We start from the raw sequence: 17,466 nt of genomic DNA, 5'->3' as shown, positions 1-17,466 counted from the left end.
TCAGATCGCGTACGAGCCGGGACGCTCCGCCGGTCGACGGGCCGCGGCGAGCGCGTCGCCGACCATGCCGGCCGCGAGCGTGCCGCCGTCCTGGCCGTCGACGAGCAGGAACGCGCCCGTGCGCCGGGCGACGACGTACTCCTCGGCCGCGACCGGAGACGCGAGCCGCAGCGTCACGCGGCCGATGTCGTTGAGGTCGAGGCGCTCGGCGGGCTCGAGCTCGGCGGTGTCGAGGTCGAGCCGCCCGACGACGTCGCGCACGACGGCCTGCACCGTGCGCGTCGTGTGCTTGAGCAGCACGCGCGCGCCGGGCAGGAGCGGGCGGTCGCTGAGCCACGCGACGGTGCCCTCGACGTCCTGCGTGACCTCGGGCGCCTCGGCGGCGGACGCGATGAGGTCGCCGCGCGCGACGTCCACGTCGTCCGCGAGGCGGAGCGTCACGGACTGCGGCGCGAACGCCTCGGTGAGCTCCGCGCCGGACGCGAGCGAGTCGGCCGTGTCGATCCCGACGACGGTCGTGCGGCGACCGGAGGGCAGCACCACGACCTCGTCCCCGACCGTCACGACGCCCGACGCCACCTGACCGGCGTACCCGCGGTAGTCGCGGTAGCGCTCGTCGGCCGCGGCCTGGGGGCGGATGACGACCTGGACGGGGAAGCGGAACGCCTCGGTCTCCGGGTCGTCGCCGGTCGGGAGCTCCTCGAGCAGCTCGAGCAGGCTGGGGCCGTCGTACCAGGGCGTCCTCGCGCTCGCCCGGTCCACCACGTTGTCGCCGACGAGGGCGGACACCGGGATCGTGTGCACGTCGCCGACGCCGAGCGACGTCGCCGCCGCCCGGATGTCCGCGGCGAGCTCGGCGTAGCGCGCCTCGCTGTAGTCGACGAGGTCGATCTTGTTCACCGCGACCACGACGTGCGGCACGCGCAGGAGGCTCGCGACCGCGAGGTGGCGGCGCGTCTGCTCCAGCAGGCCCTTGCGCGCGTCGATGAGCAGCACGACGACGTCCGCCGTCGACGCACCCGTCACCGTGTTGCGGGTGTACTGCACGTGCCCGGGGCAGTCGGCGAGGATGAACGACCGGCGCGCCGTCGCGAAGTACCGGTACGCCACGTCGATCGTGATGCCCTGCTCGCGCTCCGCGCGCAGGCCGTCGGTGAGCAGCGCGAGGTCGGCCGACTCGAGGCCGCGGTCGCGCGAGACGCGCTCGACCGCGTCGAGCTGGTCGGCGAGCACGGACTTGGAGTCGAACAGCAGGCGGCCCACGAGCGTGGACTTGCCGTCGTCGACGGAACCTGCCGTGGCGAGGCGCAGCAGCGTCCCGCGGCGCGCGTCGTCGAGCGGCAGGGCCGCGTCCTCGGTGACGGTGCTGGTCTGGGTGCCCATCAGAAGTACCCCTCCTTCTTGCGGTCCTCCATGGCGGCCTCGGAGAGGCGGTCGTCGGCGCGGGTCGCGCCGCGCTCGGTGATGCGCGTCGCGGCGATCTCCGCGATGACGTCCTCGACGCCGGTCGCGTCCGAGCGCACGGCGCCGGTGCACGACATGTCGCCGACGGTCCGGTACCGCACCGTCTCGGTGCGCAGGGACGCCGTCTCGGCGTCGGTGCGCGGCGCCGAGTACGGTCCGACGGCGAGCAGCATGCCGTCGCGGTCGAACACCTCGCGCTCGTGCGCGTAGTAGAGCTCCGGCAGCTCGATGCGCTCGCGCGCGATGTAACGCCACACGTCGAGCTCGGTCCAGTTCGAGAGCGGGAACACGCGCACGTGCTCGCCCGGCCGGTGGCGCCCGTTGTAGAGGTTCCACAGCTCCGGCCGCTGGTTGCGCGGGTCCCACTGGCCGAACTCGTCGCGCAGGGAAAACACGCGCTCCTTGGCGCGCGCCTTCTCCTCGTCGCGCCGGCCGCCGCCGAACACGGCGTCGAACCGGTGGTCCGAGATCGCGTCGAGCAGCGGCTGCGTCTGCAGGGGGTTCCGCGTCCCGTCCGCGCGCTCGCGCAGCCGGCCGTCGTCGAGGTAGTCCTGCACGCGTGCGACCTCGAGCCGCAGGCCCAGGCGCTGCGCGGTCGCGTCGCGGTAGGCCAGCACCTCGGGGAAGTTGTGGCCCGTGTCCACGTGGAGCACGGGGAACGGCACCGGTCCGGGCGCGAACGCCTTGACCGCGAGGTGCAGCATCACCACGGAGTCCTTGCCGCCGCTGAACAGCAGCACGGGGCGCTCGAACTCGGCCACCACCTCGCGGATGATGTGGATGCCCTCGCTCTCGAGCGCGTCGAGCTGCGCGAGGCGGCGCCCGCCGGGCAGGGCCGTCGCCGGGACCGGCGCAGCCTCCGCGGAGGCGCCGGCGGGAGCACCGGCGGGGGAGCCCGGTGCGTCGGTCGTCAGGTCGATGGTCGTCATGCCCGTCCTCATACGTGGAGTCCGCACTCTGTCTTGTCGAGCCCCGCCCAGCGGCCGGCCCTCGGGTCCTCGCCCGGCGCGACGCGCCGGGTGCACGGCTGGCAGCCGATCGACGGGTAGCCGTCGTTCAGCAGGGGGTTGAGGATCACCTGGTGCCGCGCGGCGTACGCGAGCAGGTCGTCGAACGACCAGGCCGCGAGCGGGTTGATCTTCACGAGCCCGTTCTTCTCGTCGAACGTCACGAGCGGTGTGCCCGTCCGGGTCGGGGCCTCGTCGCGACGCACGCCCGTGACCCACACCTCGTAGCCCGCGAGCGTGCGGTGCAGCGGCTCGACCTTGCGCAGCTGGCAGCACAGGCCCGGGTCGCGCGAGAACAGGTCCTTGCCGTGGGCGGCGTCCTGCTCGGCGACCGTCCGCTCGGGCAGGACGTCGACGATCGTCACGTCCATCTGCTGCTCGACGGCGTCGCGGGTCCCGACCGTCTCGGCGAAGTGGTAGCCCGTGTCGAGGAACAGCACGTCGACCCACGGGATCTGGGCCGCGACGACGTGGGGGAGCACGGCGTCCGCCATGGAGCAGGCCACCGCGACCGACGTCCCGAACTCGCGCGCCGCCCAGGCGATGACCTCCTCGGCCGTCGCCTCCGGTCGGGTCGCCCCCTCGACGCCGGGCGTGCCGGAGCCGTGCAGCAGCTCCTCGCCGCGCCGCGCGGTCTCGCGCAGCTCGTCGAGGGAGCGCTTGGGCCGGCCGTGCCGTGCGCGTTCCGCGTGGTGCGCGGCCTTCGCGCTCTCGCGCTGCTCGGCCTTCGCCCGCGCGGCGGCGCGCAGGGCCGCCAGCGGGTCGGCGGTGCCCGACGGCGGGGTGTCGGCGGAGGTGGTCGTCACGCCCTGGTCCTCGCTCACTGGAGCGCCTCCTCGTCGGCTCGGTGCGCCCACTCGGCGAAGGTCTCGGTCTCGGCCTTGTCGGCCTCGTACCGCCGCACGACGCGCTCGACGTAGTCGGGCAGGTCGGTCGCCGTGACCTTGAGGCCGCGCACGGTGCGGCCCATGCCGGCGAGCTCGCGGTCGTCGGACGCCAGACCCCCGCCCAGGTGGACCTGGAAACCCGGGACCTGCTCGCCGTCGTCGTTCATCACGAGCTGACCCTTGAGCCCGATGTCCGCCGTCTGGATGCGCGCGCACGAGTTGGGGCACCCGTTGACGTGCAGCGAGAGCGGCTTCATGTGCGACAGGTCGCCGAGCCGCTTCTCGAGCTCGTCGATCGTCGCTGTCGCCGTGTCCTTGGTGTCGACGATGGCGAGCTTGCAGTACTCGATGCCCGTGCACGCGATCGTGCTGCGGCGGAACGGGCTCGGGTTGGCGTCGAGCCCGTTGGCCTTGAGCGTCGCGACGACGTGCTCGACGTGCTCGTCCGGGACGTCCAGGACGAGGAGCTTCTGGTGCGGCGTGAGCCGCACGCGGTGCGAGCCGACCGACTCGGCGAGGTCGGCGACGTTCGCCAGGATCGTCCCGGACACGCGACCCACGTAGGGGGCCGCGCCGACGTAGTTGAGCCCGTCCTTCTGCTTGTGCACGCCCACGTGGTCGCCCGGCACCGGCGGCTTGGGGGCGGGCGGGCCGTCCGGGAGCCGATACCCGAGGTACTCGGTCTCGAGCACCTCACGGAACTTCTCGGGCCCCCAGTCGGCGAGGAGGAACTTGAGGCGCGCCTTGTTGCGCAGGCGGCGGTAGCCGTAGTCGCGGAAGATCTGCACGACCCCGTGCCAGACGTCGGGCACCTGCTCCTCGGTGACGAACGCGCCGAGGCGCTCGCCGAGGCGCGGGTTCGCGGACAGACCGCCGCCGACCCACAGGTCGAACCCGACGCCGAGCTCGGGGTGGCGGAGCGCGACGAACGCGACGTCGTTGATCTCGTGCACGACGTCCTGGCTCGGGTGCCCCGTGAGCGCGGTCTTGAACTTGCGGGGCAGGTTCGCCAGCTCCGGGACGCCGATGTAGCGGCGGGTGATCTCCGCGATCGCGGCGCTCGGGTCGATGAGCTCGTCGGCCGCGATCCCCGCGACCGGGCTGCCCAGCACGACGCGGGGGACGTCGCCGCACGCCTCCGTCGTCTGCAGGCCGACGGCCTCCAGCCGGCGCCAGATCTCCGGGACGTTCTCGACCTCGACCCAGTGGAGCTGGATGTTCTGGCGGTCGGTGATGTCGGCGCTGTCGCGCCCGAACTCCTTCGAGATGTCCGCGATGACGCGGAGCTGCTCGGTCGTCAGGGCGCCGCCGTCGATGCGGACCCGGAGCATGAAGTACCGGTCCTCGAGCTCGTGCGGCTCGAGGGTCGCCGTCTTGCCGCCGTCGATCCCGGGCTTGCGCTGGGTGTACAGGCCCCACCAGCGGAACCGGCCGTGCAGGTCGTCGCCGGTGATGGAGTCGAAGCCCTCCCGCGCGTAGATCGTCTCGATCCGCTCGCGGACGGACAGCCCGCCGTCCTCCTGCTTCCACTTCTCGTTGGCGTTGAGCGGCTCGGTGCCGTCCACCTTCCACTGCCCGTTCGGGCGGGCGGCGCGCGACGGCCGTGCGGCGCGCTCGCCGGCCGGACGACCGGGTCGCGTGGCCGCGGCCTCGGTGGTCTCCGGCGCAGTCGTGGCCTGCGTCATCGGGGTTCCTCGTGTCCTCGTTCGGGGGCGGGGACGCGCGACGACGAGCGCTCAGCGAGGGTGCGAGTGGCTGAGGACCGACGGCGCGCGCCGGTTCTCAGGGTTTCTCCGGGGAGAGGGGCGAGCCTGCGGGCTCGCGCTGAGTCGGGCGCGGTTCAGCGACAACAGCTGAGACACGTGTGCGCGCACGCCGGCATCCCGTGACGCGAGGTCACGAGGAGGGTGCGGGCTGCCGTGGTCATGTCGTGAACGATAGCGGCGGTCCGGCGGCGTGGACAGCCCTGGTCCGCATGGTGGGAAACCGGAAATACTAGACTGATCAGGTCTGGTTTGTCGACCGTGACGACCGTGCGCGGTGGGTCGGTGGTGCGACCGGCGAGGAGCAGGGGCGCATCTCACTTTGTGCAAACTTTCACGACACGGTCGTCAGCAAATAGGATGGCGCCATGGAGTTCCTCTACAACGTCTTCGTCGCGCTGCACTTCATCGGTTGGGCCATCGTCCTCGGCGGCTACCTCGCGTCCCTGCGTTCGCCGGGCCTGTACAAGGGCGTCTTCCACGGCGCGCTCACCGCGCTCGTCGCGGGGATCGCCATGGTGGGCATCGGCGAGGCGTCCGTCTGGGAGACCTGGACGAATGGCGGGCCCGACATGGCCAAGATCGGCGTCAAGCTGGTCGTCGCGCTCGTCATCGCGGTGCTCGCGTTCGTCGCCAAGCGCCAGGGGGCCAAGGCGGCCGACGGCGCCGTCGCGCCGGGCGTCAAGCACGCCATCGGTGGCCTGACCCTCGTGAACATCCTCGTCGCGGTCTTCTGGAACTGACCGCAGCGACCCGGCCGGGGCCCGTCGACGGATCGTCCGTCGGCGGGCCTTCGTCGTCCCCGGGGCATTGACCCGCGACTAGGTGCATGGTCCACTAGTCGCATGGTCCTTCGCTATCTCGTGCTCGGTCTCCTCACGATCCGGCCCATGACCGGCTACGACCTCAAGCGCGCGTTCGACTCGTCCGTCCGGCACTTCTGGGCGGCCGACCGGTCGCAGCTCTACCGCACCCTTGCCGCGATCGTGGAGGCGGGGCTGGCCGAGGTGGAGGTCGTGCCCCAGGAGAGCTATCCCGACCGGAAGGTCCACACGATCACCGACGCCGGCCGGGCGGCGCTGCGCGACTGGCTCGCCTCGCCGCTCGAGCCCGAGGGATCGCGCGAGCCCTTCCTCGGCCGGCTGTTCTTCGCCGACCAGCTCGACGACGCCGGCGTCGCGGAGCTCCTCGCGGCGCGGCGCGCGCTGGCCGAGGAGACGGTCGCGACGCTCACCGCGGAGGAGGAGCGTGTCGCCGCGGTCCTCGCCGACGGCGGGCCGGACGCCGACCGCGTCCGCGACACCCGCGGGCTCGCGCTGCGCCTCGCGACGCTGCGCCACGGGCTCGCGCACGCCCGGACCGAGCTCGCATGGCTCGACGAGACCGAGCGGGAGGTGCTCACGTGACCGCGCCGGACGTCGTCGTGCACCACCCCGCCACGCGGCCCGGCGCGCCCGGCACGGACGGGATCTCCGTCGTCCTGCTCCACGGCGGCAACGTCGCCTCCTGGATGTGGGAGCCGCAGGTCGAGGCGCTGGACGACCTCGACGTGTGGACACCCGACCTGCTCGGCTTCGGGAGCCGCGGAGACCGGGTTCCGGCGTCGCTCGACGCGGTCGTCGACGACGTCGCCGCGACGGTCTCCGCGATCCCCGCCGGCCGGGAGGTGCACGTCGTCGGGCTGTCGCTCGGCGGGATCGTCGCCCTGCGCCTCGCGGCGCAGCACCCGGGACTCGTGCGCTCCGTCCTCGCGTCCGGCGCGGTGGTCGACGGCGTGCGCGGGCTTGCCGGTGCGCTCGGCCGCGCCCAGCTCCGGGTCTGGGACCGGCCCTGGTACTGGCGCGGCCAGGCCGTCGCCATGGGGATCCCGGCGGACGCGCGCGACCTGTTCGTGCGCTCGGGGCTCGCCATCCGCCGCGAGACCATGGCGCGACTGCTGCCCGACGTCTACGGCGGGCGCTGGCCGGACGGCCTCACGGAGTCGGGAGCCCGCGTGCTCGCGGTCGCGGGCGGCCAGGACCTGCGCCCCGCGCGTCGCGCCCTGACCACGATCGAGCGGCGCGTGCCGGACGCGGTCGTGCGCCTCGCGCCCGGGATGCACCATCAGTGGAGCGCGGAGGACCCGGACCTGTTCAGCGCGATGATCCGGTCCTGGGTGGTCGACGGCGTCGCGCACCCGCGGCTCGTGCCGCTCCCGGAGCGTGCGCGTCGCCCGTGACGTGCGAGGGTTTCCCCCGTGAGCATCGGTGGAGAGGTCCTCGTCGGGCTGGCGATCCTGGTCGGTCTGATCGGGATCGTCGTGCAGATCCTGCCCGGGAACGTGCTCGTGCTCGGCGCGATCCTCGTGTGGGCGATCGTGACGGGCGGCACGGCCGCGTGGGTCGTCTTCGCGGTCGCCGCCGTGCTCGTGGTCGCCGCCGAGGTGTCGCAGTACGTCCTGGCGGGCCGCCACATGCGCCGGGCGGACGTCCCGTGGTCGACGCTCGTGTGGGGCGGGATCGCGGGCGTCGTCGGCTTCTTCGTCATCCCGGTGGTCGGGCTCTTCATCGGCTTCGTGCTCGCGGTGTTCGTCGCGGAGCTCCTGCGCCGCCGTGACCGTCGCGCCGCGTGGCGCGCGACCGTGGCCGCGATGCAGGCCACGGGCATCACGATCCTCGTCCAGCTCCTCGGTGGCCTGCTCGCCGCCGCGACGTGGGGCGTCGGGCTGGTGCTGACCTGAGCGTGCGCGCCGGTCGCGCCGCCCCGCCGGGTGCCCGGCTCCGTCGCGCGGGGGTCAGTCGAGCAGCGGCGTGACGACGGCGACGATGTCGCGCGCCCGTGCCGTGGCGTCCGGGACGTCGTCCGCGCCCGCGTACGCAGCCAGGAAGGCCTCGAGGAGCGCCGCGCCGGCGAGGACCCGGGCGGTGGAGCGTGCGTCCAGGTCCTCGGGGAGCCGACCGTTCGTGATCTCGCTGTCGAGGTAGGCCTGCAGGTGACGGGCGGGGGCCTCGGGCCCCGCGCCACGGCGGTCCATCGCCGCGCGATGGGCGGCGAGGAGCTCGGGCGTCCCGAAGATCGACGCGGCGACGGGGAACGTGCGCACGTAGAAGCCGAGCAGCTGCTCGACGAGCGTCGTGAGGTTCTCGGCGACCGTGCGTCCTCCGGCGAGGTCGCCGGTCGAGGCGAGGCGCGGTATGCGCTCGGCGAGGACCGCGAGGAAGAGGTCCTGCTTGTCGGCGAAGTTCTTGTAGAGGAGGGCCTCCGAGCACCCGGCCGCGCGAGCGATCTCGCGCGTCGTCGCGGCGGCGATGCCCTGGGAACGCAGGACCGTCGCGGCGGCGTCGAGGATCCGCTCTCGGGCGCTCATCGTCCGGTCTCCGCCAGGCCGGCGGCGCGGAGGGCGGTCGGGTCTTGACGGGTCTGTCGCACGCGACCATCCTAGGGGTGAGTAAACACTTACTCACCCCACGAGAGGATGCACATGAAGATCGCCGTGATCGGAGCAAGTGGACGGACCGGCCGCGAGGTGGTCCGAGAAGCGCAGGCCCGCGGCCACCACGTCACGGCGGTGGTGCGGCGGCCGGACCGTCTCGGGGGCGTCCGCACCGACGCGGTGGCCGTCGCAGACGCGCGGGACGTGGGCCGGCTCGCCGAGTCGCTGTCCGGTGCCGACGCCGTCGTCTCCTGCGTAGGTCCGGTGAAGGGCGAGCCGCGAGACGTCCAGGCGCGGGCGGCCGAGGCGCTCGTCGAGGCGGCCCACCGTGCCGGCGTGCGACGCCTCGTCGCGCTGAGCGCGAGCGGGTGGGTGGTCGACGGCGACGACCCCCTGAGCAGGTACCTCGCCAAGCCGGTGCTCGCGCGGGTGCTGCGCGAGGAGAACGCGGCCTTCGCCGCGACCGAGGCGGTGGTGGCGGCTAGCGGCCTCGACTGGACGCTCGTCCGCCCGCCGATGCTCCAGGACGGCAAGGCCCGTGGCGCGTACCGCTCGCGGACGGACGGCAACGTGCGGTGGCACTACTCGATCCGCCGAGCAGACCTCGCGTCCGCGGTGGTCGATCTCGTCGAGGAGCCCGCAGCAGTCCGCGCGACGGTCTCGGTCTCCGCCTGACCGCCCTCGCTGGGCGGCTCAGCCGGGCAGTTCCATGACGTAGAGCGTGTTCCCGTCGACGTCGCGCAGCGAGAACATCGGCGGGACGCCCTCCCAGCGCAGGAGCTCGCCGGTGCTCGCACCGGCGTCGGTGAGCGCCGCGTGGTCGGCGGCCGCGTCGGAGGTCGTGAGGCGGATGCCCGTGTCGACGCCCGCGGCGATGCCCTCGCCGGCCGCGACGAGCGCGACGGACGTCGGGGAGCCCGGGGGAGCGACCTCGATCCAGCGGAAGCCCTCCTGGAGCTCGCCGTCCATGCGGACCTCGAAACCGAGCGTCCCCGTGTAGTAGGCCAGCGCGCGGTCCTGGTCCGTGACCGGGACCGCGACGGTGTGCACGCCCGTGAGGTGGGTCGTCGCCATGGTGGCTCCTTCGTGGTGCGGCAGGTGCTGCGGACGAACGGGGAGACCGTCGCGGGACACAGGACTCATCGGCGGGGCGGCACCGGGTGTGGGCGCGGGCGCCTAGGCTGGAGGGGCTATGGCTTCGCTCTTCGAGAACCTCCCGCTGCCCGGCCTCGACACGCTCTTCGACGGCCCGCGCGTCGACCACGGCGGCGAGTCGCGACTCCCGCGGACCGCCCCGCGCTGGACCGACGACCCGGCCGTGCCCGACGGCGCGGGGTCGCCCGCCGGCGACGGCACCCCGGGGGGGACGGAGGCGGGGGCTGCCGGTTCGCCGTCGGGCACGGGGGAGCGCAAGGGCCGGTACGCCCACCTCGACCCCGACGCGCTGCTCGACGGGCTCAACCCGCAGCAGCGCGAGGCCGTCGTGCACGCGGGCGGGCCGCTGCTCATCGTCGCGGGCGCCGGCTCGGGCAAGACGCGCGTGCTGACGCACCGCATCGCGCACCTGCTCGCCACGGGCCGGGCGCGCGCCGGGCAGATCCTCGCGATCACGTTCACCAACAAGGCGGCCGCGGAGATGCGCGAGCGCGTCGAGGCGCTCGTCGGGCCGTCGGCGCGGAACATGTGGGTCTCCACGTTCCACTCGGCGTGCGTGCGCATCCTGCGGCGTGAGGCCAAGACGCTCGGGCTCCGGTCGAGCTTCTCGATCTACGACGCCGCGGACTCCCAGCGGCTCATCACGCTCGTCACGCGCGAGCTCGACCTGGACCCGAAGAAGTACCCGGCGCGGTCGCTCGCCAACAAGATCTCGGACCTCAAGAACGAGCTCATCGACCCCGAGACCTACGCGCGCGACTCCGGCGCCCACGCGACGGACGACGGCCTCGCGGCGCGGGCCGGCCAGCACGGCGCAAACGTGCCCGAGTTCGACCAGGTGCTCGCCGACGTCTACACGCGCTACCAGGCCCGGCTCGTCGCGGCGAGCGCGCTCGACTTCGACGACATCATCATGACCACGGTGAACCTGCTCCAGGCGTTCCCCGCGGTCGCCGAGCACTACCGCCGCCGGTTCCGCCACGTGCTCGTCGACGAGTACCAGGACACCAACCACGCGCAGTACGTGCTCGTGCGCGAGCTCGCGGGCGTGGGCGAGGACTCCGCCGCGACCGACCCTGCGACGAGCGGGACCGGCGAGGCGCAGGTGCCCGCGCTCGACCCCGCCGAGCTCACCGTCGTGGGCGACGCCGACCAGTCGATCTACGCGTTCCGCGGCGCCACGATCCGCAACATCCTCGAGTTCGAGGCCGACTACCCGGACGCCCGCACCATCCTGCTCGAGCAGAACTACCGCTCGACCCAGAACATCCTCTCGGCCGCCAACGCCGTCATCTCGCGCAACCCCGACCGCAAGCCCAAGCGGCTGTGGACCGACTCGGGCGCGGGCGCGAAGGTCATCGGCTACGTCGCGGACAACGAGCACGAGGAGGCGCGGTTCGTCGCGGAGGAGATCGACCGCCTCGGCGACACCGAGGGCGTGCGCCCCGGCGACGTCGCGGTGTTCTACCGGACCAACGCCCAGTCCCGTGCGCTGGAGGAGGTGCTCATCCGCGTCGGCCTGCCCTACAAGGTCGTCGGCGGCACGCGCTTCTACGAGCGGCGCGAGGTCAAGGACGCCGTCGCGTACCTGCGCGCGATCGACAACCTCGACGACGACGTCAACCTGCGCCGCGTGCTCAACGTCCCCAAGCGCGGGCTCGGCGACCGGGCCGAGGGCGCCGTCGCGGCGCTCGCGGACCGCGAGCGCATCTCGTTCGGCGCGGCGCTCGCCCGGATCGACGAGATCCCCGGCCTGACCAACCGCACGCTCAACCCCCTGCGCGCCTTCGTCGAGCTCATGACCGGGCTGCGCGAGCTCGCGGACTCCGGCGCGACCCCGTCCGAGATCCTCGGCGCCGTCCTCGACCGCACCGGCTACCTCGCCGAGCTGCGCGCGAGCGACGACCCGCAGGACGCGACGCGCGTCGAGAACCTCGCCGAGCTGCATGCCGTCGCGACGGAGTTCACGGAGCTCGAGCCCGAGGGCACGCTGTCCGACTTCCTCGAGCGCGTCTCGCTGGTCGCGGACGCCGACCAGATCCCCGCGGACGACGGCGCCGACGAGGACGCCGAGGGCGAGGCGAAGGAGGACCCGGGCGTCGTCACGCTCATGACCCTGCACACCGCGAAGGGCCTGGAGTTCCCCGTCGTGTTCCTCACCGGCATGGAGGACGGCACGTTCCCGCACATGAGGTCCCTGCACGACGACGCCGAGCTCGCCGAGGAGCGCCGCCTCGCCTACGTGGGCATCACCCGCGCGCGCGAGCGGCTCTACGTCTCGCGGTCCGCGGTGCGGTCCGCGTGGGGCATGGCGAACGAGTTCCCGCCGAGCCGGTTCCTCGAGGAGATCCCGGAGGAGCTGTGGGACTGGCGGCGGCGCGAGTCGTCGATGGCCACGCTGCGCGCGGGCGGGTCGGTCTGGGGCCGCGGCTCGGGCTCGGGCTCGTGGTCCGGATCGCGGTCCGGGTTCGGGTCGGGGGCGCGGTCAGGGGCCGACGACGACGGGTCTACCATCCGCGGCCCTCGTTCCTCGGGCCGCTCCCGCCAGACCCGCCACGACCCGTCGTCGTCGGCCCCTGCCCGCGCCGCGTTCGGCTCGCCGCCCGGTGGGGCGAAGTTCGGGTCGGCGACGCCGCGGGCCGACGGGGACGTGCCGAACCTCGCCGTCGGCGACAAGGTCACGCACGACGCGTACGGTCTCGGGACGGTCGTCGCGCTCGAGGGCGCGGGGCCGAACGCCGTCGCGAAGATCGACTTCGGCGCGGACGGGACCAAGCGGCTCCTGCTGCGCTACTCGCCGGTGACCAAGCTCTGACGTCTCGACGGTCGTGCCCGCGGGTTCGGCCGAGCCGCAGAGGATCAGCCGATCGTGCCCAGGGCGCGGTAGGCGACGACGAACGCCCCTGCCGCGAGCGCGGTGCCCGCCACGGCGATCGTGGCCGGCGCGGCGCCGCGGACGCGACGCGCGAGCATGGCGGCGAGGAGCACGAGCGCGACGGCGCCGATCGCGACCCAGTAGGTGGCGCCCGTCGTCTCGACGACCGTCGTGAGCCCGTACACCGACTCGCCGACGCCGATTCCCGCGAGCACCGCGGTGCCGAGGGCGGCGTGGACTCCGGTGCGCCCCAGCCACGCCGCCGCGACCCCGACGAACGGGCCGACGACGAGGCCGACGACCCCGAACGTCGTCGGGTCGTAGAAGTACCCACGGAGGTCGGCGGCGACGGCGTAGCCCAGGGTGAGCAACAGGAAGCTCGCGGCGCCGAGCACGGCGGCGTGCCCGGTCCGCGTGCGCGGGTTGCGCGCCGCCCAGGCGACGAGGAGCGTGGTGAGCAGCGTCCAGCCGCTGGCGGAGTTCGCGAAGGGTGCCACGGCGTCGGGCAGGACGCCGCCCTGGGCGAAGGACGTGAGGCCGCCGAGCAGGACGCTCGCGACGAGCGCGACGACCCCCCTGGACCAGGGCTGCCCGCCGGGCGCGGGGACCCCCGACGACCGTGCGGGCGCAGAGCTCGTGCGGTCGTCGGAGCGGTGGTGGAGCGAGGTCACGTCAGGCACCCCACCGACGGTAGGTGCGCGGCCGCGGCCGGGCGTCACCCCGTCGTCGGGCACGAGCGCCCCGGCGGTCCTCCCGTGGCAGGACGACCGAGCCCCGAGGAGCCCTCCGTGCCGCAGCCGGCCGCCCGCCCCGCACCCTGGCGTGCCCGGTGCGGGTGTGGTCGACCCCGCGCGAGATCCCCGACCCGGTGCCGTTCGAGCAGGACACGGGAAGCCGTGCCCGCAGCCCGACGACCTCGAGCCCATCCACCGCTACGCGGAGAACGCGGAGGACGCCGCGGTCGGCTACTGGCCGCGGCGACCCGACGACGCACACCGACCAGGTGTACGCCTACGTCTATCCGGACCCGTCACGAGGCCTCGCGGTGCCGGGTGGCGAGCGCGGCGCGCAGGCCTGCGACGTCGGACCCCGCCTCGGTGAGCGCGTCGACCAGCGCGCGGTGCGCCGTCGAACCCTTCGAGCGGGCGACGGCGGCGAGCACGTGACCCGAGTCGATGGCGCGTGAGCCCGCGTGCACGGCCTCGCGCAGCGAGAGCTCGAGAGCCTTCTTCGCCTCGGGCGTGAAGGGGATGTGCGAGCGGCGGTGGCGCCGCCCACGACGGCGCTCGTCGTCGCCCGCGCGATCCAGCGCCCCTGGCCCGAACGCCGCGTCGGTCCGGGCGCGGACCTCCTCGAGGTCGATGCCGAGGGCCGCGAGCGCAGGGCCGTCGAGCGTGTCGTGCCGACGCGCCGAGTCGACGTGGCCCTCGAGGGCGTCCGCGCCGACGCCGACGGCCGCGAGCGCGTCCGCGCCCGCGCCGCCGTCCTGGCGCGCGAGGGCGAGGAGCAGGTGCACGGCGTCGATGGCGTCGTCGCCGCGCGAGCGGGCCACCTCCTGGGCGCCGACCACCGTGTCGCGGGCGTCGGCCGCGAAGCGTTCGAACATGTCATGACCTCCTGGTGGTTCGGGACGTCCCGTACTTCTTGTGCACGGCCTGGCGGGAGACGCCGAGGCGGTCGGCGATCTCCTGCCAGGACCAGCCGAGCGCACGAGCGTGCTCGACCTGCAGCGCCTCGAGGCGCTCGGCGAGCACGCGCAGCGACCGCACGGCCCGCAGCCCCGTGTCGGGATCGGTGCTGCTCGCGGCGTCCATGTCGACGGGTTCCATGGGTGTCAATCTAGGTTGACGCAGCGACGGGTGTCAACACGCGTTGACGACCTCGGGCGGCCGTCCGACCGCCGGGACGGGTCGGCTACTGTCGTGCCGCCGCGCGGCACGAGCGCGGGACGTCGATCCACGGGGGAGATCTCGCGATGCTGCACCGGAACGGAACGCGGAGGGCGCCGCGCGTCGCCCCCGCCGTCGCGGCGGTCCTCGCCCTGGCCCTCGCGGGCTGTGGCGCCGACGGCGCCGGTCCACGCCCGGCGGCGACCTCCACGGAGGCGGCCGCGCTCTCCGCGGACCCGGCACCCGTGGTCGTCCCCGGCACGGTGCTCGGTCTCGACGTCGAGGCCACGGTCGGACCGGTCGCGGTGGACGGCGACCTCGCGGTGCTGCGCGTGGAGATCGAGGCCACGGGCGGAGACGCCTTCGTCATGGTCGGGGAGGTGTTCGCCAACCTCGCGCTCACCCAGGACGACTCGCTGGACGGCACGCGCCTGGTGGACCTCGAGGACGGGGTCGTGCGCGAGCCGGCGCGCTCGGCGTCCGGCGCGGCGCTCGCCTCCCTCGGCGAGGAGTACCTGCTCGAGACGGGGCGGGAACCCGTCGTCGGGTACGTCGCGTTCGACGCTCCCGACACCCCGACGACCGCGGTGCTCGTCCCCGCGCTCGGCCTCGTCGAGGACGTGCCGGTCGTCGCCGCCGCCGACGCGGGCGACCTCACGGTGCCCGTCGCGGACCTCGCGCCGGACGGGACCACGGACGTCGTGGCGCCGACCGCGTTCCTCGAGACGTTCAGCACCTCGGCCGGCGATGCCGTCCGCACGCGCGACGCACGCGACCTCGTGAGCGTCGCGGTCGACTCGGACGTCTTGTTCGCCGTCGACTCCGCCGACCTGGGGCCCGAGGCCGACGGCGTGCTGGAGGCGGTCGCCGCCCAGCTCGCGCTCGCCGCGGACGGCGACCTCGTCGTCGTCGGGCACACCGACGACGTGGGGGAGGACGCGGCGAACCAGGAGCTGTCCGAGCGACGTGCCCGGGCGGTGGCAGACCGCCTCGGGGAGATCGCCGACCTGGGACGGTTCGACGTGCGTGTCGAGGGGCGCGGCGAGACGGAGCCGGTGTCGACGGAGCCGAGCGACGAGGGGCGTGCCCTCAACCGTCGCGTGACCGTCGAGTTCACGCCGTCCGGCGAGCCTGCCGTCGTCGGGTCGTCCGACGCGGGCGGAGCGCTCGCCGCGGAGGGGCCCACGGTCGACGGGCTCGGGAGCGCGACCCTCGACCACCGCGACGGGCTCGGCGGGACGCAGCGGCTCGAGGTGTCCCTCGTCGAGGTCCGCCGTGCGGGTGGCTACCTCGTGGGCACGCTCGACGTGCGCAACGTCGGACCGGAGTACGCGACGTTCGTCAGCGTCCTCGGGTCCGTCCGCGACGGACGCGGCGACCTCAGCGCCGGGATGCTCGGCGCGAACAACGTCACGCTGCTCGACGGCGGTGTGCGCGTCTACCCGGTGGACTACCTCGTCGACCCTGCCGTCTACACCGACCAGCAGCGCAGCACGCTCGCCGATCTCCAGCTGGGCTCGTTGGAGACCGGCGCCACGGCCCGCGTGACGGTCGTCTGGCCGGACACGGGCGCCGGCACCGTCGTCGTCGACGTGCCGGACGGGTCCACGGAGGTCACGGACGGCAGCACGCCGGTACGGTTCGTGGACGTGCCTGTCGCGGACTGAGCCGGCACCGCCCGCCGGGCGTCGTCGCGTGACGAACGGAACACGCGGCGTCGGCCGTCCTCCGCCGCCGAGCGATAGGAGCCCCGGGCTTCCCGGGCTACCCTGTACGGGGATGTCTTGATGTCGAGACATCGGTCATGCCGCACACGGCGCATCAGACGGAAGGACGCAGCAGGGTGGACCTGTTCGAATACCAGGCGCGCGACATCTTCGAGAAGCACGGCGTGCCCGTGCTGGGCGGGGTCGTCGCGACGACGCCCGAGGAGGCCCGCGCGGGCGCCGAGAAGCTCGGCGGCGGCACCGTGGTCGTCAAGGCCCAGGTGAAGACCGGCGGCCGCGGCAAGGCCGGCGGCGTCAAGCTCGCCCACTCGCCGGAGGAGACCGCCGAGAAGGCGTCCGAGATCCTCGGCATGGACATCAAGGGCCACACGGTCCACCGCGTCATGGTCGCCCAGGGCGCGAAGATCGCCGAGGAGTTCTACTTCTCGGTGCTCCTCGACCGGTCGAACCGCAACTACCTCGCCATGTGCTCCGTCGAGGGCGGCATGGAGATCGAGCAGCTCGCGGTCGAGCGCCCGGAGGCGCTCGCCAAGGTCGCCGTCGACCCGATCGTCGGCATCGACGAGGCCAAGGCGCGCGAGATCGTCGACGCGGCCGGCTTCGCCGAGGAGCTCAAGGCCCCGGTCGCCGCGGTCATCCAGAAGCTCTGGACCGTCTTCACGGCGGAGGACGCGACGCTCGTCGAGGTGAACCCGCTCGTCCGCACCGAGGACGGCTCGATCATCGCGCTCGACGGCAAGGTCACGCTGGACGACAACGCGTCGGAGGTCCGCCACCCGGACCACGAGGCGCTGGAGGACAAGGAGTCGACCGACCCGCTCGAGGCCAAGGCCAAGGCGAACGGCCTCAACTACGTCAAGCTCGACGGCGAGGTCGGCATCATCGGCAACGGCGCGGGGCTCGTCATGAGCACGCTCGACGTCGTCGCGTACGCGGGCGAGGCCCACGGCGGCGTGAAGCCGGCCAACTTCCTCGACATCGGCGGCGGCGCCAACGCGCAGGTCATGGCCAACGGGCTCGACGTCATCCTCAACGACCCGCAGGTCAAGTCGGTGTTCGTCAACGTCTTCGGCGGCATCACCGCGTGCGACGAGGTGGCCAAGGGCATCGTGGGTGCGCTCGAGATCCTCGGCGACGAGGCGTCCAAGCCGCTCGTCGTGCGCCTCGACGGCAACAACGTGGACCTCGGCCGTGCGATCCTGCGTGAGGCGAACCACCCGCTCGTGACCCTCGCCGAGACCATGGACGGCGGGGCCGACAAGGCTGCCGAGCTGGCCAACGCCTGAT

The 17,466-nt window shown here is 73.6% G+C and carries 17 protein-coding genes; 8 read left to right on the top strand and 9 right to left on the bottom strand.

Annotated elements, in window-relative coordinates:
- The 4 genes from JN535_RS10095 to JN535_RS10080 all read right to left on the bottom strand — a co-directional run bounded on the left by JN535_RS10095 (window position 1) and on the right by JN535_RS10080 (window position 5,043).
- Window positions 1-1,383 carry a sulfate adenylyltransferase subunit 1 gene (locus tag JN535_RS10095; RefSeq protein ID WP_205205388.1) on the bottom strand — a complete coding sequence of 461 codons (1,383 nt, stop codon included), beginning with the start codon at window positions 1,381-1,383 and terminating at the stop codon, window positions 1-3.
- Window positions 1,383-2,393 carry a sulfate adenylyltransferase subunit CysD gene (gene cysD, locus JN535_RS10090; RefSeq protein WP_205205387.1) on the bottom strand — a complete coding sequence of 337 codons (1,011 nt, stop codon included), beginning with the start codon at window positions 2,391-2,393 and terminating at the stop codon, window positions 1,383-1,385. The genes JN535_RS10095 and cysD overlap by 1 nt, the downstream gene beginning before the upstream one ends.
- A gap of 8 nt (window positions 2,394-2,401) precedes the next feature.
- Window positions 2,402-3,085 (bottom strand): phosphoadenylyl-sulfate reductase, encoded by a 684-nt coding sequence (locus JN535_RS10085; protein ID WP_374100497.1) that lies wholly within the window; start codon window positions 3,083-3,085, stop codon window positions 2,402-2,404.
- A gap of 206 nt (window positions 3,086-3,291) precedes the next feature.
- Entirely contained in the window at window positions 3,292-5,043 is a 1,752-nt protein-coding gene (locus JN535_RS10080) for a nitrite/sulfite reductase (RefSeq protein ID WP_205205386.1), read from the bottom strand.
- Window positions 5,044-5,489: 446 nt separating this feature from the next.
- Between JN535_RS10080 and JN535_RS10075 the strand changes: the two genes are divergently transcribed.
- The 4 genes from JN535_RS10075 (at window position 5,490) to JN535_RS10060 (ending at window position 7,840) form a co-directional block, all read left to right on the top strand.
- A complete protein-coding gene (locus tag JN535_RS10075; RefSeq protein ID WP_064315411.1) occupies window positions 5,490-5,864 on the top strand; it encodes a hypothetical protein in 375 nt (124 codons plus the stop codon).
- Window positions 5,865-5,966: 102 nt separating this feature from the next.
- Window positions 5,967-6,527, top strand: coding sequence for a PadR family transcriptional regulator (locus tag JN535_RS10070; protein ID WP_205205385.1), 561 nt, complete (start codon window positions 5,967-5,969; stop codon window positions 6,525-6,527).
- Window positions 6,524-7,339, top strand: coding sequence for an alpha/beta fold hydrolase (locus tag JN535_RS10065; RefSeq protein ID WP_205205384.1), 816 nt, complete (start codon window positions 6,524-6,526; stop codon window positions 7,337-7,339). The genes JN535_RS10070 and JN535_RS10065 overlap by 4 nt, the downstream gene beginning before the upstream one ends.
- Window positions 7,340-7,357: 18 nt before the next feature.
- Window positions 7,358-7,840: a DUF456 domain-containing protein gene (locus JN535_RS10060; RefSeq protein WP_205205383.1), complete on the top strand. Its 483-nt coding sequence runs from the start codon at window positions 7,358-7,360 to the stop codon at window positions 7,838-7,840.
- Between the two features lie 54 nt (window positions 7,841-7,894).
- Here the strand turns inward: JN535_RS10060 and JN535_RS10055 are convergent, their stop codons facing one another.
- Window positions 7,895-8,467, bottom strand: coding sequence for a TetR/AcrR family transcriptional regulator (locus JN535_RS10055; RefSeq protein ID WP_205205382.1), 573 nt, complete (start codon window positions 8,465-8,467; stop codon window positions 7,895-7,897).
- Between the two features lie 114 nt (window positions 8,468-8,581).
- Here JN535_RS10055 and JN535_RS10050 point away from each other — a divergent pair, with 114 nt between their 5' ends.
- Window positions 8,582-9,208, top strand: a complete 627-nt coding sequence (locus JN535_RS10050) for an NAD(P)-dependent oxidoreductase (RefSeq protein ID WP_205205381.1) — start codon at window positions 8,582-8,584, stop codon at window positions 9,206-9,208.
- An 18-nt stretch (window positions 9,209-9,226) separates the two neighbouring features.
- Here the strand turns inward: JN535_RS10050 and JN535_RS10045 are convergent, their stop codons facing one another.
- Window positions 9,227-9,607 carry a VOC family protein gene (locus JN535_RS10045; protein ID WP_205205380.1) on the bottom strand — a complete coding sequence of 127 codons (381 nt, stop codon included), beginning with the start codon at window positions 9,605-9,607 and terminating at the stop codon, window positions 9,227-9,229.
- A 118-nt stretch (window positions 9,608-9,725) separates the two neighbouring features.
- Here JN535_RS10045 and pcrA point away from each other — a divergent pair, with 118 nt between their 5' ends.
- Complete coding sequence (gene pcrA, locus JN535_RS10040) at window positions 9,726-12,503, top strand: DNA helicase PcrA (RefSeq protein ID WP_240200864.1); 2,778 nt, start codon at window positions 9,726-9,728, stop codon at window positions 12,501-12,503.
- Window positions 12,504-12,547: 44 nt separating this feature from the next.
- On the opposite strand, the gene JN535_RS10035 is transcribed toward pcrA, so the two are convergent.
- The 3 genes from JN535_RS10035 to JN535_RS10025 form a co-directional block, all read right to left on the bottom strand.
- Entirely contained in the window at window positions 12,548-13,243 is a 696-nt protein-coding gene (locus JN535_RS10035) for a DUF6518 family protein (protein ID WP_205205379.1), read from the bottom strand.
- A gap of 350 nt (window positions 13,244-13,593) precedes the next feature.
- Complete coding sequence (locus JN535_RS10030) at window positions 13,594-14,169, bottom strand: Clp protease N-terminal domain-containing protein (RefSeq protein ID WP_205205378.1); 576 nt, start codon at window positions 14,167-14,169, stop codon at window positions 13,594-13,596.
- A 1-nt stretch (window position 14,170) separates the two neighbouring features.
- Window positions 14,171-14,392 carry a helix-turn-helix domain-containing protein gene (locus JN535_RS10025; RefSeq protein WP_205205377.1) on the bottom strand — a complete coding sequence of 74 codons (222 nt, stop codon included), beginning with the start codon at window positions 14,390-14,392 and terminating at the stop codon, window positions 14,171-14,173.
- Window positions 14,393-14,538: 146 nt separating this feature from the next.
- Between JN535_RS10025 and JN535_RS10020 the strand changes: the two genes are divergently transcribed.
- Together JN535_RS10020 and sucC are read left to right on the top strand one after the other, a co-directional pair.
- Window positions 14,539-16,119 carry an OmpA family protein gene (locus tag JN535_RS10020; protein WP_275892191.1) on the top strand — a complete coding sequence of 527 codons (1,581 nt, stop codon included), beginning with the start codon at window positions 14,539-14,541 and terminating at the stop codon, window positions 16,117-16,119.
- A gap of 176 nt (window positions 16,120-16,295) precedes the next feature.
- Window positions 16,296-17,465 (top strand): ADP-forming succinate--CoA ligase subunit beta, encoded by a 1,170-nt coding sequence (gene sucC, locus JN535_RS10015; RefSeq protein WP_087471387.1) that lies wholly within the window; start codon window positions 16,296-16,298, stop codon window positions 17,463-17,465.
- Window position 17,466 lies beyond the last annotated feature (1 nt).

The sequence above is a fragment of the Cellulosimicrobium cellulans genome (genome assembly GCF_016921195.1).
Classification (GTDB): Bacteria; Actinomycetota; Actinomycetes; order Actinomycetales; family Cellulomonadaceae; genus Cellulosimicrobium; species Cellulosimicrobium cellulans_F.
Note: the sequence above shows the minus strand (reverse complement) of the source record. Positions and strands in the feature narration are given on the sequence as shown.